Consider the following 24,800-nt stretch of genomic DNA (forward strand, 5'->3'; position numbering starts at 1 on the left):
AACAATTGAGGTTGTTGACAAAGTGAGATAAAAGCGTGTTTTTTCCCACTTTATGTTATCAGGGAAAAATCACGATAGTGATTTAAAACCTATCTAACCTGCTGGCAAACCTAATCGGTTTGTCAGCAGTCTGAAACTCTTAGGTGAAAACCCAAGAGTTTTTTTTCAGTAAAAAAATATTTGTATTCTAATATATTGAGCTATAGGTTTTTTTAAATGAATGATACATTTTAATCGAGCATATTAGGAGATTAACTAGCAGAGAACATAATGAAACTAGGTCAATACGCGGCGACACTGTATGGTGTTATTTCTATCCTACTGTGGAGCACTATGGTTGGGCTGATCCGTAGTGTTAGCGAAAACTTCGGTCCCCTTGGTGGGGTGGCATTAGTGTATACTATTGGTTCAATAGTGTTAATTTTGGCGATGGGTTTTCCAAAGATAAATCAATACCCTAAGCGTTATTTGTTTTGGGGAACACTCTTGTTTGTCAGTTATGAAATATGTTTCGTACTCGCGTTGGGCTTAGCAAATAACCGTCAGCAAGCAATTGAGCTGGGGATGGTAAATTATTTATGGCCAAGTTTCACCATTGCCCTTGCTGTGTTTTTTAATCGCCAGCGTTTTACTATACTGCTTGCTATAGGGTTAATTCTGGCATTTATGGGGCTAGTATGGGTTATTTCGGGTGACCAACCTCTGTCTACTGAATCTATTTTATTAAATATTCAAAGTAATCCACTTTGTTATTTTCTTGCCTTTATTGGTGCCATTCTTTGGTCATTTTATAGTAATGTGACAAAGCGTATTTCAGGTGGGCACAACGGAATGGTGCTTTTTTTTATGATGACGGCAATAGGGTTGTGGGTGCTTTATTTCTTGGGCCCTCATCGTGAATTTACTATTACGCTAAATAGCCTGACTTTATTACTTATCGCCGCTATTGCGACAGGTGGTGCTAATGCTTTGTGGACTTTTGCAGTCATAAAAGGCAATGTGGCTTTTTTGGGCACGCTTTCCTATTTTACCCCTGTTATTTCAACGGCATTTGCATCGCTTTTATTAAGTACCGCATTAACGCTCGGTTTTTGGCAGGGGGTACTGATGGTGACGATTGGTTCGATTATTTGCTTTTTAGCAACCCGCCAAAAACAGAGAAAATAATGCATAAAAACAGCTTAAATCCATGGGCTGTTCTCAATTTTTTTATGTATGGACTACACATTAATAAATTTATTTATTGCGATTGCCACACCATCGGCTTCATTGCTAGTAGTCACAAATTTCGCTATTTTGCGTAGGGGTTCGACCGCATTTTCCATTGCGACGGAAACGCTCGCATATTGCAACATCTGAATATCATTATTTTGATCGCCTATGCTCATCACTTTGTCAGGTGTAAGTCCTAATTTCTCGCAGATAGTCTGAAGAGCAGCACCTTTATTTGCGGCCTTATTAGATATTTCTAGGAAATAAGGGCTAGTTCTAATTAAAGCATAATTGTCGAAGACATTTTCAGGGATATAACTGATACCCGTTTCTAATGTTTCAGGATGGTCAATCATCATAAATTTGGTGAAGGTGAGGGAATTGTCCATCTCATTCACTGGACAGTAGACTAATGGTGTATTGGTAAGATAAGCATCCATCACGGTGTAATGACTGATATGGCGATTGGCGGTAAACATTGTGTTATCCGCAAGGGCATGCATGTGGATCCCTACGTTTCTGGCTAACTCTTCAAAATATTGAAAATCGTCAAAATCTAACGGTATTTCCACTAAATGGCTACCATCACTCGCTTGATGGATCACGCTACCATTATTACTAATGCAGTAGTTATTCGCAGTATCTAAACCTAATTCTTTAAGGTAGGGAGCAATCCCTGAAAAGGGACGTCCTGATGCGAGTACCACATAAACCCCTTTTTGATTAGCTTGTATGACAGCATCTTTAACTGCTGGGGATATTTGGTGTTGGGGATTAAGTAATGTGCCATCTAAATCAATAGCAACCAGTTTGATAGACATCCACTGCCTCCTAAAATTAATGCATTACCACAGTACCTTACTCTAATTATTCGGAATGTAAATTATCTAAGCGGGTAAAAAAATGATCATTGAGCGTAAAAAGTGGGCTTGAACAGCGCATAAAGCCGCAGCTGTCCAAAAACGGTAAACTTGATGATTGATTGAAATGATAATGTGTTAGAGCATTAACACACAAATTTATGGCGTTAATGTAATTAACACATATTCACTGATAATCTCGGGTTAAGTGCAGAGGTTCTTTGACCTCAAGTTGGATCTGGTCATTTTGTCTAAAATCGAATGGCGTAATGCCATACTCTTTACGGAACATATAGGTAAAGTGAGATTGGGAACCAAAACCAAAATCAAGGGCAATATCAAAGATAGATTGGTTACTGTTACGTAACAAATTAACGGCGCCCGCTAAACGGCGCTGACGGATGTATTTCCCTAAGGAAATCCCTGTGACTTCTTTGAATATTTTTTGCATATGCCAAAGTGAGTAGCCAGAGTAAGCTGCGAGCTCTTCTAGATGTATGACTCGACCCAAATGTTCTTCTATCCATTTACTCAACGCATAGACAAGTGCTAAGTGGTTATCTTGTGGCATCTCAAATTATTTCTTGTTTTACGGTAGCAGAAGTATACACAACTTCATTTCACCATGACAAAGGCTGGTTGTGCGATATTCACTAATTTCTGAATAAAAAAAGCACAAACAGAATAAGTTAACGTGCGATAGTACTTAAAATAAGCAAAATTATTGTAAAGGTTGAGCAATTGCTTATTTTCCTCAAATTTGATGAAAACAGTTGGCGTACTATTCGCTATGGGAAAATTTACCAATAATGCAATTAAATTGCACAATCATAAAATGATAGTGCATAAGCATTGTAATCATTTGAAAAATAAAAATCATCTTTGTTATGTTGAAGGAATGCCAAGTGTTATGTCGTATTATTGTTATCACAGTGAGTGTTTTGTTGCTTTGCTTGTTTCTCTACTTACTTGCGATGGATAGCGTGTGCGATCAAGGTGGCGATAACTTTATTTTTGGGATCTGCCGTGTAACTGACTTGTTACCATTTTGAATTTGCTTTTTAATGCACAATACTTGATATTGAGCATTAAAATAATTATTCATTATCGATGCGTAATGTGCGAATAAATAAAGGTCATAAATTAAAAATACCTTTAGGCATTTAAAATAGAAAAACAGCATCATAAGAATGTGGTTTTAATAAGAAAATTCAAATAAACTTGTCCGATTATTCTAATTTTGGACGATAAAAAGCAAGTTATAGGACTAAAGGGTAAAGTTATGGCGCAAGAGCAGCAAATGCTGAAACGAGGATTGAAAAATAGGCATATCCAGTTGATTGCATTGGGGGGCGCTGTTGGTACAGGTTTGTTCCTCGGGATAGCAACAACCATACAAATGGCGGGGCCATCTGTTCTTTTAGGTTATGCATTGTGTGGCGTTATCGCTTTTCTCATTATGCGCCAGTTGGGTGAGATGATAGTTCAAGAGCCTGTTGCAGGTTCTTTTAGTCATTTCGCTTTTAAATATTGGGGTGGTTTTGCGGGGTTTTTATCCGGCTGGAACTACTGGTTTATGTTTATCCTCGTAGGAATGACGGAGTTGACCGCTGCGGGGAAATATATGCAACATTGGTGGCCTGAGCTACCAATTTGGGTATCCGCAGCGATATTTTTTATTGCCGTTAATGCCGTAAACTTAGTTAATGTCCGTTCTTACGGTGAGACAGAGTTCTGGTTTGCATTAATTAAAGTAATTGCTGTTGTCGGCATGATTATTTTTGGTTGTTATCTCTTACTGAGTGGTCATGGTGGACCACAGGCTAAAATCAGTAACTTATGGGAATATGGCGGCTTTTTTGCGAAAGACTTCCATGGTCTGCTGATGGCATTGGCGATTATCATGTTCTCGTTTGGGGGCTTAGAACTGGTGGGGATCACTGCGGCTGAAGCTGAAGATCCTGAAAGAAGTATTCCAAAAGCCATCAACCAAGTTGTTTATCGTATCCTGATTTTCTATATTGGTTCACTTGCTGTGTTATTGGCACTTTATCCATGGGTTGACCTTGATGGAAAAACCAGTCCATTTGTTTTGATTTTCCATGAGTTAGGCGATTTACTGGTTGCTAATACCTTAAACTTTGTGATCTTAGTGGCTGCACTTTCTGTTTATAACAGTGGTGCTTATGCAACAAGCCGTATGCTATTTGGTTTATCTCAACAAAACAATGCCCCTAAATTCCTCTCAAAGGTGAACAAAGGTGGGGTTCCTATCATGGCACTGCTCGTTTCTGGGTTAGCGACTTCCGGCGGAATATTGATTAGCTTCGTGATGGAAGGAAAGGCGTTTGAATTATTAATGTCATTAGTGGTGACCACATTGGTGCTGAACTGGATCATGATTTGTGTTTCAAACTTGAAATTCAGAGCTGCGATGAATAAACAAGGTGTAACAACCAAGTTTAAAAGCATTTACTACCCGTTCGGTAACTACCTTTGCTTAGCATTCTTGCTATTGATCTTAGGTATTATTTTAACCATGGATGGATTACGTGTTTCTGTTCTGATGATCCCTGTGTGGATTGGCGTACTTTGGATTGGCTATCAATTCTCCGGTGCTAAGAAACGAGATTTAGCAAAACGCCAGCAAAACTAGTCTAGAAAGCGTAAAAAAGGCCAGAGATTTCCATCTACTGGCCTTTTTTGTCTCAGTTTGCTGTTACCACTGCCAACGCAGCCATGCAAACAATACGTTTCCGTTATTATAGGTTCCGGGAATATAGGTTGCTTGGAGTGAAAGTCTATCGTATTCGACCGAAACTAAAGGTAGTGGTGCTGGGATGGGGATGTAATACATATCTTTACGTGCAGTGACACTCAATGTGAAACCCGCGCCCATACGAAAACCATCGAGGTCTCCTGGGATCCACATTTTTTGGAAAGCGTAGCCACCGATTGGCTCCCAGTCGTTATGTGAGTCTTTAAAGGCCATTGCATAAATAGCGTGCCAATCATTATCTTCATCATAACGGTATTTACCAAAACCGGCACCCCATGGGCGCTCGTTGTATTCATCGGTTTTCTTTTTGTCATACATTGCGCGGTTATGCCATGTGACCGCAGGGACATACAGTTCATACTTATCCGAGTCCCAAGTGGAACTGACATTGTTTTTGAATGTATCCCAAAGATTAGTTGATTGGTCTTGTGCTAGCGCAGGTGTTGATAGGCAGACGGTAGTGCCCATTAGTAGTGTGGCACCAATGACCCATGGTCTCTTGTTATAAACTCTCATTGAAAATCCAGTTTTTATCTCTGACATAATTGATAACTAGCTCGCTAATGATGATCAGATTAGCATCTTTATAATAATTATGAGCTTAATTATTTTAATTAAGATACGCAAAAGATGACAGTATTTATTCAATTGTAAGAAAAATAATTAAATAAAATTGCCAAAACAGGGCTAATAAAGAAAAATTGGTCAAAATACGACCATCTAAAACGTTATTTTAGTCTATTTTCACCTTATTTTAGCGTATAACTTTCCTAAAAAACGTAATGAGATGATTACACGCTGTTTTTGTTAGGATTTATGGGGAGGTTATTTTTTGTTAAAATTAATAATTGATAAAAAATAAGTAATGGTACGTAATCTGTGTTTTTGCTAAATGATAATTTCAAAGCATTTTGGGGGACACTATTGTGAATAAGCGGGCGACTCTTTTTGATGTGAAAAATCCAGTTTTATGTCACTAAGTCATTAAAATTCATTTAGTAACCACTGGCATTTGTTAAGTGTTATGAGACAATCGAAGGGGTTGATTGTTTGATTTAATACTTATCTTAAATCAATGATATTGACGTATTTTTAATCAAGAAGAGGAACCACTTATGAGGATCAACGCGTTAACCATTGCCGGAACAGACCCAACTGGTGGGGCGGGTGTCCAAGCGGATTTAAAAACTTTTTCGGCACTCGGGGCTTATGGCACAAGCGTAATGACCGCATTAGTGGCACAAAATACACGTGGAGTACAATCCGTTCAGGAATTACCCGCCCAGTTTGTTGCAGCGCAGCTGGATTCAGTGCTTAGCGATGTGCGCATTGATACGGCCAAAATTGGTATGTTGTTTAACCAAGCTAATGTGGTTGTTGTTGCCAACGCATTGAAGCAATACCCGATTCCGTTTGTGGTATTAGATACCGTGATGGTTGCAAAAAGTGGCGATCCATTATTGCTTCCTGATGCCGTAGAGGCACTGCGCCAGCAACTATTACCACTAGTTTCTTTAATTACCCCCAATTTACCTGAAGCTGCGGCATTGTTAGGTGAAGAAATGGCGCAAACAGAAGGTGAAATGTTAACCCAAGGCTATCAATTACTGGAAAAAGGTTGCCAAGCAGTCTTGATGAAAGGTGGGCATTTAACAGATGCACAAAGCCCTGATTGGCTAATTACCCCACAAGGGGAGTGGCGTTTTACTTCTGTTCGAGTCAATACAAAAAACACGCATGGTACCGGCTGTACATTGTCAGCGGCATTAGCCGCATTACGTCCCCGTCATCTTGATTGGCAATCAACGGTGAGCGAAGCGAAAGCCTATTTGCAGGCGGCATTAGAACAAGCGGATAGCTTGGAAGTGGGACAAGGTATTGGGCCTGTCCATCATTTCCACGGGTGGTGGTAGTGCAAAACACGATCAGGAAATCCGCATAAGATTTCCTGATCTTATCTCCCTTAAGCTAATAAATGACATTGTGGGGGAAGCCTGCATTGAATGACATTGGCTTGAACTTTAAAGGTAAATGAATCCCCTGATAAAGGTTCTCCATCGAGGTTTAATACCATTTGATGGGGAGATGAGATTTCTACCCAAGTTAGGCTTTTTTCAATTAAATGTTCATTTTTGTCAGTTGAAAATAGATTGCTCAATAACGCAGGTATCACGTCTCTTGAAGGCACAATCAACAAGTTAAGCTTACCATCATTGATAAGCGCGTGTGGTGTGAGTTGTTGGCCTCCACCTGCTTGTTTTCCATTGCCAATAGCAATAACCAGCGTTTCGCCTTCCCAAGTAAAATTTTCTGATCTAATACGGCAAATATCCGTTTTCAATGTGTCGGGCCGTAAAAGACCATTTATCACATAAGCGGCACCCCCGAGTGCTGACTTCAGCGCTTCTGGGGTTTCTGTGGTGATCCGTGTACCAAAACCGCCTGTCGCCATATTAATAAAATAGTATTTTTCATTAACCTGAGTGATATCAATGGGGACTGCTTTTCCTTTTACTGCAAGGGATAACGCAGACTCAATATCTAAAGGAATATTTGCACTCGTCGCAAAGTCATTGGCAGTGCCCATTGGGAGAATACCTAAAGCAGGGCGTTGTTGGGGGGAAAACTGCATCAGTGTACTGGCAATGGCATTGATTGTGCCATCACCGCCAGCAGCGATAACCGTTGCAATATTATTTTCTATTGCATCGGCAATAAAATCATGGGTGTCTTGCATTTCCCATGGAATTCGCACTGTGATTGCATAACCTTCTTGACGCAAGTGTTCTATGGCTTTTCGCAGTTCAGCGTTATTCGATTGCTTGCCGTTGAGGATAATCATAGCTGACTGATAGTTAATCATAAATACGCATCCATTTGGTTAATTACCTAAAATGAGTATAAGAGGATTAAGCTTGGGAAAGGAAATATTTTATCTTTTTTACAGAAAAGCTAATCAGGAAGTGAAAGGCTAGATAAAAGAAATGGCTAGCTCAAGGGAGATTGAGCCAGCCAAGGAGGTGGTTCCTAGTCTTATTTTATGACTTTCTAGTTCTTCATTTTCGAGTGTGACTATACGATATTGAATAACCAATTGATGTGATCTGTTGCATAAAATTGGATATTGAGTGCACTTTTTAGAGAAAATGTCAATAACGAGAATGATTCTCAAATGGGAAATGGCATTTAAAGTGAAATTTATTGAACAGTTGCCAATAAAAAAGCCAAAAATTCAAAAAATGAATGATGAATTTTTGGCTAGATGATCATGTGCTTTCTAATAAAATGCGTATTAGAAATTAACTTGCAATGTGGTTTTCTGACTGAATTTGATGAGGCGCGCGGGTTGTTGTGCCTGCAAGGTTGCGGATCAACAGGCCAAAGTTGACATCAACATCTTCAGGGATAGGTAAATACACCACATGACCATTACCTGGTGCAACATCGATGGCTTCACCTTTACGGTTAGTGAGTGTATCAAGGGTAAATACAATATTGCCCGCAGGTGTCATCATTTCTAAACTATCACCTACACTAAACTTATTTTTCACATCCACTTCAGCAAGTCCATTGACACGTTTACCGGTAAATTCACCAACAAACTGTTGGGTATCTGACACGGAATAGCCGTATTCGTACGTTTGATAGGCATCATGAGTATGGCGGCGTAAGAAACCTTCGGTATAACCACGGTGAGCTAACCCTTCTAAGGTGGTTAATAATGTTGGGTCGAACGGTTTACCTGCAACGGCATCATCAATGGCGCGACGATACACTTGCGCAGTACGAGCGCAATAATAGAATGATTTGGTACGCCCTTCAATTTTCAACGAGTGAACACCCATTTTGGTCAGGTTTTCAACATGTTCAATCGCACGAAGATCTTTAGAGTTCATGATATAAGTGCCATGTTCATCCTCGAAAGCGGTCATATATTCGCCGGGACGTTTAGCTTCCTCAATCATAAACACTTTATCAGTCGGTGCACCAGCCCCGAGTGTTGGTGCGATGTTTTGTACAGGGATTGGTTCATGAAGATGGACAATATTACCCACATCATCTTCTTTACCTTCTTCCACTTTGTATTCCCAACGGCATGCATTGGTGCAGGTGCCTTGATTCGGATCTCGCTTATTAATATAGCCAGATAGTAAGCAGCGGCCTGAGTAAGCCATACATAATGCACCGTGAACGAACACTTCCAACTCGATATCAGGTACTTGCTGGCGAATTTCTGCAATTTCTTCCAAAGACAACTCGCGGGATAAAATCACGCGAGTTAAGCCCATCTGTTTCCAGAATTTTACCGATGCCCAGTTAACAGCATTAGCTTGAACGGATAAGTGAATATCCATTTCAGGGAAAGCTTCACGCACCATCATAATCAGACCAGGATCAGACATAATCAATGCATCCGGGCCCATTTCAATAACAGGGGTTAAGTCACGAATAAAGGTTTTTAATTTGGCATTGTGTGGTGCGATATTGACTACTACATAAAATTTCTTACCCAATTCATGGGCTTCTTGAATACCTTTTGCGAGATTTTCGTGGTTAAACTCGTTATTACGGACGCGTAGGCTATAACGGGGTTGCCCTGCATAGACAGCATCTGCACCGTAAGCAAATGCGTAGCGCATATTCTTTAATGAACCGGCAGGGGATAAAAGCTCTGGTGTAAACATGGTTTGTCTCTATCTGATATCAAGTCAGCACCATCTCAGGTGAAATGGCGTATTAAGGGCGGTGATTTTAACGCTAAATCTACAAAAAACCAAATATCCCTCAATAAATGTACGTCTATTTAATGGTTAAACATCATCCCAGCGGTAACCCAAGCCATAAATTGAACGAATAAAGGTTTTTTCGTTATCTAATGATTCTAGTTTACGACGTAAATTTTTCACATGGCTGTCAATGGTACGATCAGTTACCACTCGGTGATCATCATAGAGAATGTCGAGAAGTTGATCGCGGGAGAATACAGTACCTGCATTATCAGAGAGAAATTTAAGTAAACGGAATTCCGCCGGGGTGAGTTCAAGTAATTTTGTTCCGTAGCGCACTTGGAATGCATTTTCGTCAATAATCAGTTGGGTTGAATTATTGGATTGTGTTGGTTCAATAGCAACTTGGCAACGGCGTAAAATGGTTTTGACACGAGCCACCACTTCACGAGGGCTGAAAGGTTTACAAATATAGTCATCAGCCCCAATTTCTAACCCTAATAAACGGTCGATTTCTTCAGTTTTGGCGGTCACCATTACAATCGGTACATCACTGAATTTGCGTAATTCACGGCAAACGGCTAATCCATCTAAACCGGGTAACATTAAATCTAATAAGATCAAGTCAGTGTGGTTATTTTTTACAAAGGGGATCACTTCATCGCCACGACTCAGTAAGGTTGGAAGGTAGTTCGCGGCTTGTAAGTAATCAAACAAAAGTTGGCCTAGTTTAGGCTCATCTTCCACAATCAAAACATGGGCATTATGACTTTCTGCCATGGTTAACTCCCTTTTTCCTGAGATTGCATGGGTAATATGATCGTGATTTTGATACCACCCAGTGCAGAAGGTGTTGCACTGATCGTACCATTATGCGCTTCAACGATATTATAGCAAATGGCTAACCCTAAACCCGAACCGCCACTGGCACGGTTACGGGAGCCTTCTGCGCGGTAAAAACGTTCGAAAATATGCTGACATTGCTGTGCAGACAAGCCTGGAGCGCTATCTTGCCAAACAACAGAGAATTGTTTGTGTTGCTGCGAAACGTCAATCACAATCTGCCCACCCGCATCGGTGTAACGTAGGCTATTTTCCATTAGGTTATAGAACAATTGATTAATACGGTCAGGATCAGCAAATACAAAGGCTTGTTCGATAAAGTGGCGAGAAACCGTCAATTGTTGGCTTTCAATGCGCCAGCGAGATTGACCAATCACCATATCCAGTAATGGAATCATATCAATGGGTTGTTTGCGGTAGATGAGTGAACCACGATCAGATAGTGAGAGTTGATGTAAATCATTCACTAGTTTAATAAGGGTATGTGTTTCATTGAGTAGGGAGTTGATCGTTTCTGGTGTTGCTTGGCGGACACCATCTTGCACGGCTTCTAATTCGCCCTGCAAAACGGATAACGGTGTGCGTAATTCGTGAGAAATATCTGCCATATAATCACGACGCATTTGCTCGTTTTTTTCGAGAGTGGAAGCGAGGTGATTGAAATCTTTTGCAAGTTGGCCTAATTCATCACGACCTTCTTCTGGCACACGAGTGGTAAAATCCCCACGTGCTAACTGATTAGTGCCCTCCAATAAGCGTTTGATGGGTTTTAAAAAACTCCGAGCCAGAAAAATAGTGGCAATAAGTGCGACAAACAGAGAAAGTGCGGCAATTACCCAACTGGTATAGAGTTGTTTGCTGTCAAATCGGCGGTCTAAAGCACTGCTGATACCGTCTTCATAGCTGGCAACTAGCCAACCGACAGTATGACCGTCATCGGTGACAATCGGTTCGCGGATCACTTTATTTGGTAGTGGAGTTTCTTTACCAAAAATGAGTCTGTCTTGAGTGTCATATACCCAAAAAATAGTTCGCCAGCGTTGGCGCATGGGGCCGCGGTGCTGTTGGTGTTCAACTGAGCGCAAAATGCGGAAAAAATTGCGCTCATCACCCAGCAAAAAACGCCAGTTTCCCGATTCTTGATATTGCTCCGCAAGGGCGGTAGAAATCTGCTCAACGCGTTGTTGGTCATTTTCTTTAATATAGTCAACGAAACCATGTTGAAAGCTCAAACGTACGCCTTGGTGCATGATCACCACAAGTAGCAAGCAAGTTGCAAAAATAGCCAAAAAGAGTCGGGTACTCACACTGTTAAACCTAAATTTCATGGTGTTTCTCCGTTTCAAGGCGTGACACTGATTTTCTGCGAGCCCAACGTTGTCTTAAGCTATCAAAGCTTAAATACACCACGGGTGTCGTGAATAGTGTGAGCAATTGGCTCATAATCAAGCCACCCACGATGGTGATCCCCAAAGGTTGGCGTAATTCTGCACCATCGCCACTTCCTAATGCTAAGGGAAGGGCACCGAAAATCGCGGCTAATGTAGTCATCAAGATTGGACGAAAACGCAATAAACTGGCGCGGAAAATCGCTTCTCGGGCGGTTAAACCTGCGGTTCTTTGGGCTTGAATAGCAAAGTCTACCATGATGATGGCATTTTTCTTCACGATCCCTATGAGTAACATAATGCCAATTAAGGCGATGAGACTAAATGGGGTATCAAATAGTTCTAGGGCCAAGAGCGCCCCTACACCCGCAGACGGCAATGTAGACAAAATGGTCAGCGGATGAATGTAGCTTTCATACAAAATACCGAGCACAAGGTAGACGGTGACAATGGCCGCTAAAATTAAAAACAGTTGCGATTTCAAGGTGTCTTGGAAAACCTGCGCGGTACCGGCAAAGGTGCCTCGAATGGTCGATGGCACACCAAGAGCGGTCATGGTTTTTTCGATTTCTACCATCGCATCATTCAATGTATAGCCATCAGCCACGTTAAAGCCTATTGTAGATGCCGCAGATAACCCTTGGTGATTCACACTCAATGGGGCATTGGCGGGTTGCCAACGGGCAAAGTAAGAAAGGGGGATGGCTTCCCCGGCTTTATTAATCACAAACATGTTATCAAGTGCACTGACATCTTGGGTATATTCCGGCGCGACTTCCATCACGACTTTATACTGGTTCATTGCCTCATAGATGGTGGAAATTTGCCGTTGACCAAAGGCGTTATTCAGCAAACTGTTGGCCTCACGTACGTCGATGCCTAATTGTGCCATCAGATCTCGGTCATAAGTAATAGCCATTTCTGCGCCTTTGTCTTCCTTATCCGAGTTCACATCGGTTAATTGCACAAGTTCACCTAGGGCTTTGCGGATCGCTGGTTCCCAATCTCTTAGGGCATTAAGTTCATCGGCAAGTAACGTAAATTGGTAGCTAGCATTCGCTTGGCGACCGCCGACACGGATATCTTGTACGGGCATCATAAATAAGTTTGCCCCCGGCTCATTGGCAAGTTTCATCCGCAAGCGGTTGATGACGGTGGCCGAGTTTTCAGTACGTTCCCCAAGTGGTTTAAGGGAGATATACATAAAGCCGCTATTAACACGGCTGCCGCCCGTAAAGCCAGTGACGTTATCAATAGCGGGATCTTCTTTGACTTGCTCCATAAAGCGGGTCATTTTTTCTTTCATTGATTGAAAGGAAATGCTTTGGTCGGCACGGACAAAGCCCAGTACGCGACCTGTATCTTGTTCCGGAAAAAACGTTTTAGGGATAGTGACGTATAAGTAGACATTGAGCCCAATAGTGGCAAATAAAATCGCTAATACACTACGGCGATGATTTAATATCCAATTTAACGCAACACCATAATATTCTTGGCCCCATAGAAGGACACGCCCAAAACTACGTTGCTTGACCTGATTATTTTTCCCGCGTTTTTTGAGCAAATAAGCACACATCATGGGGGTTAAGGTGAGGGAAATGACGAGTGAGATCCCAATAGATGTGGCAAGAGTGATAGCAAACTCACGGAACAGCCGACCAACTAATCCATCCATGAGCAGTAATGGGATAAACACCGCAACCAAAGAAATACTCATGGAAACTACAGTAAACCCAACCTCGTGTACCCCTTTAACGGCAGCAATAAACGGTTTTATTCCATTTTCAATATGGCGAGAAATGTTCTCCAAAACCACAATGGCGTCATCGACGACAAAACCGGTGGCAATCGTCAACGCCATCAATGATAAGTTGTTAAGGCTAAAGCCACATAAATACATAGCAGTAAAGGTACCAATTAATGAAACAGGTACGGCAATAGCCGGAATTAAAGTTGCACGACCAGAACGCAGGAACAACAGGACCACCAAAATCACCAAAGCGACGGAGATTAATAAGGCGCGTTCCACTTCCGCAAGGGAAGCTCGGATGGTTGGCGTTCTATCTTGAGCTACTTTTAAATCAATCGCAGCAGGGATCATATCCCTAAATTCAGGGATTTCAGCGCGTATACGATTGACGGTTTCAATAATATTGGCACCAGCTTCACGGCGGATCACAATCAAAATGGCGGGTTTTCCGTCCGCCATACCTGCTGCACGGACATTTTCTATGGAGTCTTTGACATTAGCGACATCGCTGAGTTTAACGGCATTGCCGTCTTTATAATGCACAATAATCGGACGATAATCGGCAGCTTTTTTTAGCTCATCGTTGGTTTGTACCTGATAACGTTTTTCATCATTGTTAATATAACCTTGTGGTTGGCGCACATTGGCACTACTGATAGCCGAACGCACGGCATCAAGGGAAACACCTTGGTTAAATAACGCGGTTGGGTTTAACTCGACACGTACCGCAGGAAGGGAACCGCCCCCGACAGATACCTCACTCACCCCTTCAATTTGTGCAATACGCTGGGCAAGACGGGTTGATGCAATATCATAAATTTCCCCCGTTCCCATAGTTTGCGATGTCATGGTTAAAATCATAATAGGCGCATCGGATGGGTTCGATTTGTAATAACGCGGTCGACTCGGCATACCACTGGGTAGCAGGTTTTGCGCGGCATTAATCGCCGCTTGGACTTCACGGGCAGCGTTATTGATGTCTTTATCGAGGTTAAATTCTAGGGTGATCGTCGTGCGACCAAGGGCACTGCTTGATGTCATCTCGCTGATCCCTGCAATGCTACCTAATGAGCGCTCAAGGGGGGTTGCGACGGAAGATGCCATCGTTTCAGGGGATGCACCAGGAAGTGACGCTGTCACATTAATCACGGGGTAGTCTACTTGGGGAAGTGGCGCAACTGGCAAAAATAAGAAACTTAATGCACCGCACAAGGTGATCGCTACACTGATAAGTGTCGTGGCAACAGGGCGACTAATAAACAAGGCGAAAAAACGTTTCATTATGACACCTGTACCTTGTTCACTTGGCGGCGTGCTTTTAGATAATGAGACAGACGGTCAAATAACAGATAAATCACAGGGGTTGTGAACAAGGTTAAGATCTGGCTCATAATTAAACCACCTACCATACAAATTCCGAGTGGTTGGCGTAATTCCGCGCCAACTCCCGTACTAAGCATTAACGGTAATGCCCCCAACAGTGCAGCCATTGTTGTCATTAATATTGGGCGAAAACGTAATAAACAAGCTTGGTAGATAGCATCATAAGGGGACATCCCTTGTTCTCGCTCGGCGGCAAGGGCAAAGTCGATCATCATGATGGCATTTTTTTTCACAATCCCAATCAATAAGATAATCCCAATTACGGCGATAACATCAAGATCCTTACCCGCCATCATTAAGGCAAGGAGCGCGCCGACACCTGCGGTGGGTAAGGTTGAGAGAATAGTAATTGGGTGGATAAAGCTTTCGTATAAAATACCCAATACGATATACATCGCGACAATGGCAGCAGCGATTAACCAAACGGTACTACTTAATGCGGCCTCAAAGGCTAACGTTGCTCCTTGGAATTGTGTGGTGATAGATTTGGGCATCGAAATTTGTGATTCTGCGTGCTTCACTGCATTGACCGCAGACTCCAAAGACGCGCCATCCGCCACATTGAACGAAAATGTCACAGCCGGGAATTGGCCAAGATGATTAATCGCCAGTGGTCCGTATCCTTCTTGAATATTGACTAAGGTATTTAACGGCACAATCGCGCCATCTGTACCTTTTAGACGGATATCATTTAGGGCCTCTAGGCCATCACGAGTCTGTGTATCATGCTCTAAAATGACGCGATATTGATTCGACTGGGTATAAATCGTCGAGATCATGCGTTGACCAAAGGCATTGTACAGCGCATTATCAATGGATGACATGGTAATACCAAAGCGGCTTGCGGTATCACGGTTAACATTGACGTAAGCAACTAACCCTTTATTTTGCCAATCGCTACTCACATCAGTTAATTCAGGCTGCTGCTCTAATTCGCTCATTAACTTTGGCACCCAGATTGATAATTCATCAAGGGTATTGGCTTGCAAGGTAAATTGGTATTGGGTACGAGCGACTTGCGTATCAATAGTTAGGTCTTGCATGGGTTGCAGATATAAATTCACACCTGCAATGTTATCGGCGGATTGTTGTAGACGGTCAATAATAGCGACCACGCGATCTTCCCGCTCATCGAGAGGCTTTAAGGTGATCTGAATACGAGCGTTGTTCAATGTTGCATTCGTACCATCAACGCCAACATAGGTTGTCACGTTATCAACGGCTGGATCAGCGAGCAGCTTGTCAGCCACTTCTTGCTGTTTTTGAGCCATGGCAGAAAAGGAAATAGACTGTCGGCTCTCAATCGAGCCTTGAATAATGCCGCTGTCTTGTAATGGGAAGAAGCCTTTTGGGATCCACATATACAGCAATACGGTAAGTACCATAGTACTTAATGCGACTGTTAGCGTAAGCCATTGGTGGTTTAAAATGCGCTTAAGCCAGATGGCATAGCCTGCGACCATACGGTCGAAAAAGCGCTCACAGGCTAGCTCAAAGCGGTTATGTTTATGCTGTGATTCTGGCTTTAATAACCGAGCGCACATCATCGGGGTTAAGGTGAGGGACACGACCGCTGAAATCAAAATGGCAACCGCTAGGGTGATCGCAAATTCACGAAATAGGCGACCAACAATATCCCCCATAAACAGCAACGGAATTAACACGGCAACAAGGGAGAAGGTCAACGAGATAATTGTAAAACCGATTTCGCCTGCACCTTTTAACGCGGCAACCAGTGGTTTATCGCCTTTTTCTAAATAACGGGAGATATTCTCGATCACCACAATGGCATCGTCGACAACGAAGCCAGTAGCGATGGTGAGTGCCATTAAAGTGAGGTTATTAATAGAAAAGCCACAAAAGTACATGACCGCAAAGGTACCGACTAATGAAAGGGGAACTGCGATCCCTGGAATTAATGTCGCAATGCCATTGCGTAAAAACAGGTAGATCACCATTACGACTAGCGCGATAGCAAGCATGAGTTCAAACTGCACATCGTTTACTGAAGCACGAATGGTACTGGTTCGGTCAGTTAAAATATCGACATTGACAGATTTAGGTAAACTTTCAATCAGTTCAGGTAATAATGTGCGGATAGTATCGGTAGTTTCAATAACATTCGCACCCGGTTGGCGTTGCACATTAATCACAATCGCTTGTTCGTTATTTGCCCATGCCCCAAGATAGGCATTTTCAGCACCTTCTTTAATCGTCGCAATATCGCCAAGGCGAACTGGCGCACCATTTTGGTATGCCACAATTAACTTACGGTAATCATCAAGGGACTTCATTTGGTCATTGGCAGAAAGGGTAACCGCCCGTGTTGGACCATCAAAACTCCCTTTAGCAGAGTTAACGTTGGCATTATTAATGGCTACGCGAATGGTTTCACTGTCTAATCCTTTAGCAGCCATCGCTTGAGGGTTAATATTGACACGTACAGCGGGGCGTTGACCGCCGGCTAAAGTGACGAGTCCGACGCCATTGACTTGGGATATTTTCTGCGCAATACGCGTTTCAATAATATCCTGCACTTGTGTTAATGGCATGGCATTGGAGGTCACCGCTAACGTCAAAACAGGCGGATCAGCAGGGTTTACTTTGTTATAAATCGGCGGATAGGGCAAATCGGATGGAAGCAAGCTGCTGGCGGAATTAATTGCCGCTTGTACTTCTTGTTCTGCAACTTCTAATGGCAGTGATAGTTGGAACATCAAGGTGATCACCGACGCGCCACCTGAACTTTGGGATGACATCTGTTTTAAGCCAGACATTTGACCAAATTGCGTTTCAAGCGGCGCAGTAACTGCGGAAGTCATCACATCAGGGCTAGCGCCAGGGTACAATGTGACCACTTGAATTGTCGGGTAATCCACTTCAGGCAAGGCGGAAACGGGTAGGAAGCGATAGCCAATGATCCCCGCCAGTAAAATCGCCACCATAAATAATGTCGTGGCAACAGGGCGCAAAATAAATAGGCGAGAAGGGCCGCCACCTTTCAACATGTCAGACCGCATTATGCTTTCTCCGCACTAGACGGTTTGCCTTTGCGGGCGTCTTTGTCTTTTTTTGCCAGACTTTCAGGGGTCACGACTTCAACGGTTGTGCCATCAGTCAGCTTATCAACACCATCTGTGATCACTTTTGTATTGGCCGCTAAACCACTTTCAATCACCACTTGTTGGCTATCTTGCATACCTACAGTAACGGCATGTTTACTGACTTTATTGTCACCACTCAAGATCCACACATAATGGCCTTCATTGCCCATTTGTAGTGCTGCCGTTGGGATAACAACCGCATCTTGCAGGGTTTCGACCTGCATCTTTACATTAACAAATTGATTGGGGAACAATTTTTGTTCTTCATTGGTGAAGCGTGCTTTAATTTTTAATGTGCCAGTCGCGGGATCAATTTGGTTATCAGTACTTAACAATTCGCCACGAGCAATCAGTGCAATATTATTGCGATCCCACGCTTCAATGAGGACGTTTTTACTGGAAGCCTGAGCTTGTTGGATCGCTGGGATATCACCTTCAGGTAGCGAAAACAGGACATCAGCAGGCTGTGTTTGGGTGATCACCACAATTGGCGTCGATGTTCCGGACGAAACAAAATTTCCTACATCCACTTGTTTTAACCCTACACGTCCAGAAATAGGGGCGGTGATCTTGCTGTAGGTTAATTGTAATTTAGCGCTATCAATAGCGGCTTGGTCAACTTTAATACTGCCTTGAGCTTGCAATACTAAAGCTCGCTGGTTATCCAGTTCTTGTTGTGAAATGACTTTTGTACCCGCTAATTTTTGGTAACGCGCCAAATCCAGTTGAGCGTTGGCGAGTGTTGCTTTATCTTTTGCTAATTGGCCTTCTGCTTGGGCTAATTGCACTTCAAATGGACGAGGATCTATCTGTGCAAGCAAATCACCAGCATTGACATACTGACCTTCAGTAAAATAAAGCTTCATTAACTCCCCTTCAACGCGGCTGGTCACAGTGACGACATTAGCCGCTTGAACCGTTCCTAAGCCTGATAAAAACCGTGGAACCACTTTTTGTTCAGCAACCGCAAATTGCACGGGGGCTAAAACACGAGGGGGGCGGCCCATCGCACTGCCCTGTGAATTGGGCTTGGCAGCGGCAGTTGAGTTAGGTGTATCTGCGGTTTGTTCTTGCGGGTAAAAATACCAAGCAGCTCCGGCTGCCACAATGATGGCAACAAAAATAGCGGAACGAGTAAAGGTTTTGCGGCGATTTTGTTTATTCATTTTTGGTCATTCGCTTAACTCAAAAGAGTGGATAAAATTAGTCAGGCTTTAAGGCAAAAAACTAACGGAAAAGAGTCAGTTAGACATACTAATAGTTTAACTTGATAGGCACAAAGAAAAATGGAGGAATTATGAATAAGTGTCAGTTTGTGTACGTCTGACGTATTAGTGTATTGACGTATTGAATTTTACTTGTCTGATGGGATTCAACGCTAAAGAATGTGAAGGCACACCAGAAGCGAAAAAAGCCTGTCTGTCACGGGAAAATTCAATGCATTAATTGGGTTTAATTTCACTGGGGCTTCGAGTTAAAAATAAGAAAAGGGGGAAAGCAAATTTACACTAACGTGATTGAGGTCTGGTTACGACAAGATTTCCTCCTCTTTTTAGCAATATAGTACAGCCTATCACAAAGACAAAAGCCACCATTATGCAGGTGGCTTTTTGACTTAAATAGGGCATAAATTACTGTGTGGCGCTGGTATTTAAAACAGGTGCCCGATCGTCAGTTTTGTTCACTTTAGCTGACCAACCTTTCCAAGACAGTGGTAAAAAGGCAACAGCAACGGCTAACAGTGACACGCCTGCGACATAATACGCCGGAGCCATATGAGATTGCTGTAACCAAGCACCCGTTAAGACTGGGGTTAAGCCACCAAAGATGGCATAAGCAACATTATAAGCGAACGACAGGCCTGAATAACGGATCTCAGGTGGAAACGCACGAGTGCTGATAATTGGGGTTGTGGCAATCGCACCAACAAAGAAGCCCATTAAACCATAGTTGAAAATTAAGGTATTTGCGGCAATATCCGTTGATAATGAGGAATAGAAGTAAATGGCGCTAACCGCTAATCCCCCCCATGACAAAGTCATGGATGCACGTGTGCCCGTTTTGTCTCCCAACCAACCCCAGAAAATGCAGCCTAAAGTCAGGGTTAATGTTGCAGCACAGTTAGCTTGCAATGCGATATTACGGTCAATGTTATAGATACCTTTTAACACCACATCCGGGGTCATCAAAATCGTTACAACAATAGCCGTTGATAATGACCAAGTCAGCGCTGCGGTGATCATGCAGGCTTGTTTGTGGGATTTAATCACTGTTTTAACAGGTAATTCTTGTGATAACGCTTTTTTTGCTGCCAACTCTTTAAAGATAGGGGTTTCTTGCAAGAAACGGCGTAAGTAAACAGAGATAAAGCCAAAAACCCCCCCTAAGATAAACGGAATACGCCATGCAAAATCATGCACTTCAGTAGTGGTATAGCTGCGCTCGATAATAATAGCGACAATCGATCCTAATAAAATCCCTCCAGTGATCCCAGAGGTAAGTGTACCGACACCTAAACCATAGCGTTGTTTTGGTGTATGTTCTGCGATAAATACCCATGCCCCTGGCATTTCACCGCCGATAGCCGCACCTTGCATGATGCGCATTAATAATAATAACAGTGGAGCCGCTGCGCCAATGGTTTCATAGGTAGGTAAGAAACCAATCACGAATGTTGGAAATGCCATCAAGAAAATGCTTAAGGTGAACATTTTTTTACGGCCAATTTTATCGCCAAAGTGAGCCATAATAATGCCGCCAAGGGGGCGAGCAAGGTAACCTGCAGCAAACAAGCCAAGTGTCGCCATTAGCGCTAGAAATTCATTATCCCCAGGGAAAAATAGCTGTGAAATGATTTTTGCGTAAAAGACGAAAATAACGAAATCATAAAATTCGAGCGTGCCACCTAAAGAGGACAAGCCTAAGGTTTTATAATCTTCTTTACCCAATGGTCGTGCCGAGGGCTGGCTAGTTGTTTGCGATGTCATAATACTATCCTTCTAAAATACCTGAAAACATCACAGTGATATAAATTCAGGGTAACAAGCATTTACTCAACATAATGAGTTAAACATATTTACTGGGTGCAGATAAGAGGTCGAAAACGTTGGATGGGGATAACGTAATTCAATACACAGTATCTTTTTGCATAGCCTATTTATAGCAGGAAATTCTATATTCTGTAAACGGCGACAGTGAAAACAAGAACAACATTCTTGTTAGTTTTCTTTGTTAGGATTTAACATCTAATGTGTTTATAAATAACCTTATATGATGTTAATAATATGCATTTTGCAGAATATCCTATAGTTACAATGACAGTTTATTTAGCTAATTAGGAGTAGTTTAATAATTTCTTACTATTTAATATCATGAAAATAAGCATTAAATATAATTAGTTGAATATTAAATTTAATAAATCTAAAAGATGAACTCGCTAATAAATTAATAAATACTTTGCAGAGTCATCAGTTTGGTAAGATTGATTTGAAAGGTTTATAAGGTTTTAACTAGGAAACTTAGCATTTTATACATCGTGCATGCTCGAAACGGCTATTGAGCATGCACGCACAAAGATTACACTAAGAATAGGGTAGCCAGACCGAGGAAAATAAAGAACCCCCCTGTATCGGTGATAGCGGTGATCATGACACTAGAACCAATGGCGGGATCTTTGCCGAGTTTGATCATAATCAGTGGAATAAGCACGCCCATTATCGCCGCCATTAGTAAGTTTAGTACCATTGCAAGGGTCATGACTAAGCCCATCGCCAGGTCGCCATAGAGGAAGTAGGTGACGACCCCCATGATCCCCCCCCAAACAATCCCGTTAATAAAGGCAACCCCAAGCTCTCTGAGCATTAAGAAAGAGAAACTGCCGCTTTGGATTTGGTGAAGTGCGATTGCGCGGACAATCATGGTAATAGTTTGGTTACCAGTATTCCCACCGATACCCGCCACAATGGGCATTAATGTGGCGAGGGCGACCAGTTGTGAGATCGTGTCTTCAAATACCCCAATTACACGGGATGCGACGAAAGCGGTACACAGGTTAATGGCCAGCCATGTCCAACGGGTTTTAACCGCTTGACCGACAGGGGCAAAGACGTCTTCTTCAGGGCTTAACCCCCCCATACGACGAATACTGTTATCGTTTTCTTCACTAATGTTGTCAACGATGTCTTCAACTGTCAGACGGCCCATCAGCAAGCCATTGCTGTCCACAACGGCAGCGGAAATTAAGTCATAACGTTCGAACGCACTCGCTGCATCTTCCCCTTTTTCATCAGGCAGGAAGGTGACGGTGTCAGTTTTCATCACATCTGCAACGATTTTATCGGGTGATTGCGTCAAAATTGTGGTTAGGGGCAATTCACCTTGCAGATAGTTGTTGCTATCAACGACGAAGATTTTATCGGTAGCTTCAGGAATTTTGCCACGTTGACGCAAGTAGCGCTGTACTGTTTTTAATGCGACATTTGGGCGAACTGTGACAAATTCAAAATCCATCATTTGGCCGACACTGTCTTTTGCGTATTGTAAAACTTCACGAATACGGCTGCGTAGGCTAGGTTCTAAATAGGTAAGCAGGCGACGCATGGTGTCGCGTGGAAGGTGTTCGGCAATATAGGCCTGTTCATCCACATGTAAGCTAGCGACTGCACGTAGCAATTCTCTATCTGACATGTCTTTGATAAGGCTATCCCATACAGACACTGATGCCTCAACAAGGACTTCACCGCGTTCATTATTGTCGACTAAACGCCATAAAGCCAGACGCTCATCGTAAGGGAGCATCTCTAAAATATCGGCGATATCGGCGGTGTGTAAATCAAGAAGTAACTCTTTAACAGTACTGATTTTTTCACTAATTGCTTTATCATCAATACTGACGTGTTGATCATGTTCAACAAGCGCATGGACGAACTCTTCGTCATCTAAAAAAAGCGTCAGGATCTGCTGGCGGATGTGTGCCAGCTTTTGTGAGTGCGGGTTAACCATTGGCCCCACATCGGTTGAGAAAGCAGATTGTGACATTTTAATCCTTAAAACAATAGCCGCGCCGAAGCGCGTTTTATTAATTCGTCTGTGGACGGACGAAATTTATTATCATTATTGTCGCCCATTTGAATAATATAGCAAATAGTGGTGTTAAATAGGCAGTGATTTCAGCGCTTAGCGTGAAAAAAATAAGAAGAAATCACCACAATAATGGCTGAAAGTTATTCATTCTCTGCACATATACTTAATGACCAACCAGGTACATCTTCCCAATAAGCACTCTCTTTTTCTAAATCCAATAGCATCAAGGCATTTTGCTCTAGATATTCCGCTGGTAAATAAAGAGTCCAGTAACCATCATCAGTTTCAATGCGTAACGACGAGGGTGTTGTAGTAGATTGTCGTTGATTATTTAATAAAATAGCGAGTCGTAAAATCTGAATCAACGGCATAAACTGTTTGCGTTTAAATAAGTTAAATTTGGGAATGTCATCGTATTTGATTGCGCGCCGATGATTTCGCACCAAAGTGGCTAATAAAAGCTGCTGCTCTTGGTTAAAGCCAGGCAAATTGGTGTTTTGTAATATATAAGCCGAGTGCCTGTGCATGCCACTATGGTTAATACTTAACCCAACCTCATGAAGCATCACCGCCCAAATGAGTATAGATTCTAACTGTGGGTTGATTTGCTTAGGGTTTTGTTGACTCCATTGATAATAGAGCTCTTCCATCGTTTTCAACACTCTTTTGGCTTGCTCTCTGTCAATATTGTAGTGTTCGGCAAGGCTTAAGGCGGTGCGCTGACGAATATCTTGATGGCGAAAACGGCCTTCCATTTCATATAAAACCCCTTCACGTAGGGCGCCATCAGATAAACGTAATTCTTTAATGTCCAATGAATCAAAAACCGCAAGCAAAATGGCTAATCCAGGCACAAAAACATGCTTACGTTCATTGGAAAGGCCCGGAATTGCTAACGAAGAAAAGGTTTTATATTTCAATGCCATATTTTTAATTTCTGCTAGACGTTCACGGGTGATAATCCCGTCTTTATAGCCTAGCTCAATTAACACGCCGTGTGTTGCTTTAATCGTACCGGATGCGCCCATTGCCACATCCCAAGTGTATTTTTTAAACAAAATGGCAGTGCTTTCGAGTTTTAAGCAAGCAGCAAGGTAGGCGCGATTAAAAAACTCAGGTGTGATGGTTTCATTGGGGAAATAGGTTTTTGCAAAACTCACGCAGCCCATGCGGCGGCTTTCAATCAATAATGGCTCAAATTTTTCACCAATAACAATTTCCGTTGAACCACCACCAATATCTAAAACCAGTTTGCGACCTTTTTCTGGTTGGGTATGTTCAACCCCCATAAAAATCAAGCGCGCTTCTTCTTGCCCTGAAATAATTTCAATGGGATAGGGCATGATTTCTTTGGCCCGTTGCAAAAAATCTTTTACATTGGTCGCGACACGCAAAGAGTGGGTGCCAACTATACAGACGTTTTCCGGCGAAAACCCTTGCAAACGTTCTGCAAAGAGGGATAAGCAAGATAACCCACGTTCTATTGCTTCTTCGCTTAATTCGTTGGTATCACTTAGCCCATCAGCAAGGTGAACACGTTTCTTTAACCGAGTAAGCACTTGCAGTGCGCCATTGACTACACGGGCAATCACCATATGAAAGCTATTTGAGCCTAGGTCAATCGCTGCGATCTCTTGGGGTCTTGGTGCTGATGTCGATGTTATTGGCATAG

17 protein-coding genes are annotated in these 24,800 nt (G+C 42.5%); 4 read left to right on the top strand and 13 right to left on the bottom strand.

The genetic code is table 11. The features are described from left to right. The first annotated feature begins 270 nt into the window (after window positions 1-270). Window positions 271-1,167, top strand: coding sequence for an aromatic amino acid DMT transporter YddG (gene yddG, locus AB6N04_RS05685; RefSeq protein ID WP_369310924.1), 897 nt, complete (start codon window positions 271-273; stop codon window positions 1,165-1,167). 53 nt (window positions 1,168-1,220) lie between these two features. On the opposite strand, the gene yidA is transcribed toward yddG, so the two are convergent. Both yidA and AB6N04_RS05695 read right to left on the bottom strand, forming a co-directional pair. Further along, complete coding sequence (yidA, locus tag AB6N04_RS05690; RefSeq protein ID WP_369310925.1) at window positions 1,221-2,033, bottom strand: sugar-phosphatase; 813 nt, start codon at window positions 2,031-2,033, stop codon at window positions 1,221-1,223. A gap of 226 nt (window positions 2,034-2,259) precedes the next feature. Continuing rightward, on the bottom strand, window positions 2,260-2,643 hold the full coding sequence (locus AB6N04_RS05695) for a helix-turn-helix domain-containing protein (protein ID WP_369310926.1): 384 nt from the start codon (window positions 2,641-2,643) through the stop codon (window positions 2,260-2,262). A gap of 334 nt (window positions 2,644-2,977) precedes the next feature. Between AB6N04_RS05695 and mgrB the strand changes: the two genes are divergently transcribed. After that, on the top strand, window positions 2,978-3,124 hold the full coding sequence (gene mgrB / locus AB6N04_RS05700; RefSeq protein WP_369310927.1) for a PhoP/PhoQ regulator MgrB: 147 nt from the start codon (window positions 2,978-2,980) through the stop codon (window positions 3,122-3,124). A 230-nt stretch (window positions 3,125-3,354) separates the two neighbouring features. Then, on the top strand, window positions 3,355-4,728 hold the full coding sequence (locus tag AB6N04_RS05705; protein ID WP_369310928.1) for an amino acid permease: 1,374 nt from the start codon (window positions 3,355-3,357) through the stop codon (window positions 4,726-4,728). Between the two features lie 63 nt (window positions 4,729-4,791). Here the strand turns inward: AB6N04_RS05705 and pagP are convergent, their stop codons facing one another. Then, window positions 4,792-5,367 carry a lipid IV(A) palmitoyltransferase PagP gene (gene pagP / locus AB6N04_RS05710; RefSeq protein WP_369310929.1) on the bottom strand — a complete coding sequence of 192 codons (576 nt, stop codon included), beginning with the start codon at window positions 5,365-5,367 and terminating at the stop codon, window positions 4,792-4,794. Between the two features lie 599 nt (window positions 5,368-5,966). Between pagP and thiD the strand changes: the two genes are divergently transcribed. Next, window positions 5,967-6,764, top strand: coding sequence for a bifunctional hydroxymethylpyrimidine kinase/phosphomethylpyrimidine kinase (thiD, locus tag AB6N04_RS05715; RefSeq protein WP_369310930.1), 798 nt, complete (start codon window positions 5,967-5,969; stop codon window positions 6,762-6,764). A gap of 50 nt (window positions 6,765-6,814) precedes the next feature. Here thiD and yegS read toward each other — a convergent pair whose 3' ends face one another. The 10 genes from yegS to ppx all read right to left on the bottom strand — a co-directional run bounded on the left by yegS (window position 6,815) and on the right by ppx (window position 24,798). Then, window positions 6,815-7,714 carry a lipid kinase YegS gene (yegS, locus tag AB6N04_RS05720; RefSeq protein WP_369310931.1) on the bottom strand — a complete coding sequence of 300 codons (900 nt, stop codon included), beginning with the start codon at window positions 7,712-7,714 and terminating at the stop codon, window positions 6,815-6,817. 436 nt (window positions 7,715-8,150) lie between these two features. Next, complete coding sequence (gene yegQ, locus AB6N04_RS05725) at window positions 8,151-9,536, bottom strand: tRNA 5-hydroxyuridine modification protein YegQ (protein ID WP_369310932.1); 1,386 nt, start codon at window positions 9,534-9,536, stop codon at window positions 8,151-8,153. 126 nt (window positions 9,537-9,662) lie between these two features. Then, complete coding sequence (gene baeR, locus AB6N04_RS05730; protein ID WP_369310933.1) at window positions 9,663-10,358, bottom strand: two-component system response regulator BaeR; 696 nt, start codon at window positions 10,356-10,358, stop codon at window positions 9,663-9,665. 2 nt (window positions 10,359-10,360) lie between these two features. Continuing rightward, the gene (gene baeS / locus AB6N04_RS05735; RefSeq protein ID WP_369310934.1) at window positions 10,361-11,749 is read right to left on the bottom strand and encodes a two-component system sensor histidine kinase BaeS; all 1,389 of its coding nucleotides are present in this window, start codon (window positions 11,747-11,749) and stop codon (window positions 10,361-10,363) included. Continuing rightward, window positions 11,739-14,840, bottom strand: a complete 3,102-nt coding sequence (gene mdtC / locus AB6N04_RS05740; protein WP_369310935.1) for a multidrug efflux RND transporter permease subunit MdtC — start codon at window positions 14,838-14,840, stop codon at window positions 11,739-11,741. Before mdtC ends, baeS begins: the two co-directional genes overlap by 11 nt. After that, on the bottom strand, window positions 14,840-17,962 hold the full coding sequence (locus AB6N04_RS05745) for an MdtB/MuxB family multidrug efflux RND transporter permease subunit (RefSeq protein ID WP_369310936.1): 3,123 nt from the start codon (window positions 17,960-17,962) through the stop codon (window positions 14,840-14,842). Before AB6N04_RS05745 ends, mdtC begins: the two co-directional genes overlap by 1 nt. After that, window positions 17,962-19,212: an MdtA/MuxA family multidrug efflux RND transporter periplasmic adaptor subunit gene (locus AB6N04_RS05750; protein ID WP_369310937.1), complete on the bottom strand. Its 1,251-nt coding sequence runs from the start codon at window positions 19,210-19,212 to the stop codon at window positions 17,962-17,964. Before AB6N04_RS05750 ends, AB6N04_RS05745 begins: the two co-directional genes overlap by 1 nt. Window positions 19,213-19,677: 465 nt before the next feature. Next, on the bottom strand, window positions 19,678-21,033 hold the full coding sequence (locus AB6N04_RS05755; protein WP_369310938.1) for an MFS transporter: 1,356 nt from the start codon (window positions 21,031-21,033) through the stop codon (window positions 19,678-19,680). A gap of 589 nt (window positions 21,034-21,622) precedes the next feature. Further along, window positions 21,623-23,083, bottom strand: coding sequence for a magnesium transporter (gene mgtE, locus AB6N04_RS05760; protein WP_369310939.1), 1,461 nt, complete (start codon window positions 23,081-23,083; stop codon window positions 21,623-21,625). Between the two features lie 185 nt (window positions 23,084-23,268). After that, window positions 23,269-24,798 (bottom strand): exopolyphosphatase, encoded by a 1,530-nt coding sequence (gene ppx, locus AB6N04_RS05765; RefSeq protein WP_369310940.1) that lies wholly within the window; start codon window positions 24,796-24,798, stop codon window positions 23,269-23,271. Window positions 24,799-24,800: the final 2 nt, after the last annotated feature.

Source organism: Providencia rettgeri (assembly GCF_041075285.1).
In the GTDB taxonomy this organism is placed as follows: domain Bacteria; phylum Pseudomonadota; class Gammaproteobacteria; order Enterobacterales; family Enterobacteriaceae; genus Providencia; species Providencia rettgeri_G.

What these genes read in the sequence shown, in the direction of transcription:
- AB6N04_RS05695 (WP_369310926.1), bottom strand. Translation starts at nt 2,643, where the DNA reads ATGCCACAAGATAACCACTTAGCACTTGTCTATGCGTTGAGTAAATGG.
- pagP (WP_369310929.1), bottom strand. Translation starts at nt 5,367, where the DNA reads ATGAGAGTTTATAACAAGAGACCATGGGTCATTGGTGCCACACTACTA.
- yddG (WP_369310924.1), top strand. Translation starts at nt 271, where the DNA reads ATGAAACTAGGTCAATACGCGGCGACACTGTATGGTGTTATTTCTATC.
- AB6N04_RS05705 (WP_369310928.1), top strand. Translation starts at nt 3,355, where the DNA reads ATGGCGCAAGAGCAGCAAATGCTGAAACGAGGATTGAAAAATAGGCAT.
- mdtC (WP_369310935.1), bottom strand. Translation starts at nt 14,840, where the DNA reads ATGAAACGTTTTTTCGCCTTGTTTATTAGTCGCCCTGTTGCCACGACA.
- thiD (WP_369310930.1), top strand. Translation starts at nt 5,967, where the DNA reads ATGAGGATCAACGCGTTAACCATTGCCGGAACAGACCCAACTGGTGGG.
- baeS (WP_369310934.1), bottom strand. Translation starts at nt 11,749, where the DNA reads ATGAAATTTAGGTTTAACAGTGTGAGTACCCGACTCTTTTTGGCTATT.
- AB6N04_RS05745 (WP_369310936.1), bottom strand. Translation starts at nt 17,962, where the DNA reads ATGCGGTCTGACATGTTGAAAGGTGGCGGCCCTTCTCGCCTATTTATT.
- AB6N04_RS05750 (WP_369310937.1), bottom strand. Translation starts at nt 19,212, where the DNA reads ATGAATAAACAAAATCGCCGCAAAACCTTTACTCGTTCCGCTATTTTT.
- yegQ (WP_369310932.1), bottom strand. Translation starts at nt 9,536, where the DNA reads ATGTTTACACCAGAGCTTTTATCCCCTGCCGGTTCATTAAAGAATATG.
- yidA (WP_369310925.1), bottom strand. Translation starts at nt 2,033, where the DNA reads ATGTCTATCAAACTGGTTGCTATTGATTTAGATGGCACATTACTTAAT.
- ppx (WP_369310940.1), bottom strand. Translation starts at nt 24,798, where the DNA reads ATGCCAATAACATCGACATCAGCACCAAGACCCCAAGAGATCGCAGCG.
- AB6N04_RS05755 (WP_369310938.1), bottom strand. Translation starts at nt 21,033, where the DNA reads ATGACATCGCAAACAACTAGCCAGCCCTCGGCACGACCATTGGGTAAA.
- mgtE (WP_369310939.1), bottom strand. Translation starts at nt 23,083, where the DNA reads ATGTCACAATCTGCTTTCTCAACCGATGTGGGGCCAATGGTTAACCCG.
- baeR (WP_369310933.1), bottom strand. Translation starts at nt 10,358, where the DNA reads ATGGCAGAAAGTCATAATGCCCATGTTTTGATTGTGGAAGATGAGCCT.
- yegS (WP_369310931.1), bottom strand. Translation starts at nt 7,714, where the DNA reads ATGATTAACTATCAGTCAGCTATGATTATCCTCAACGGCAAGCAATCG.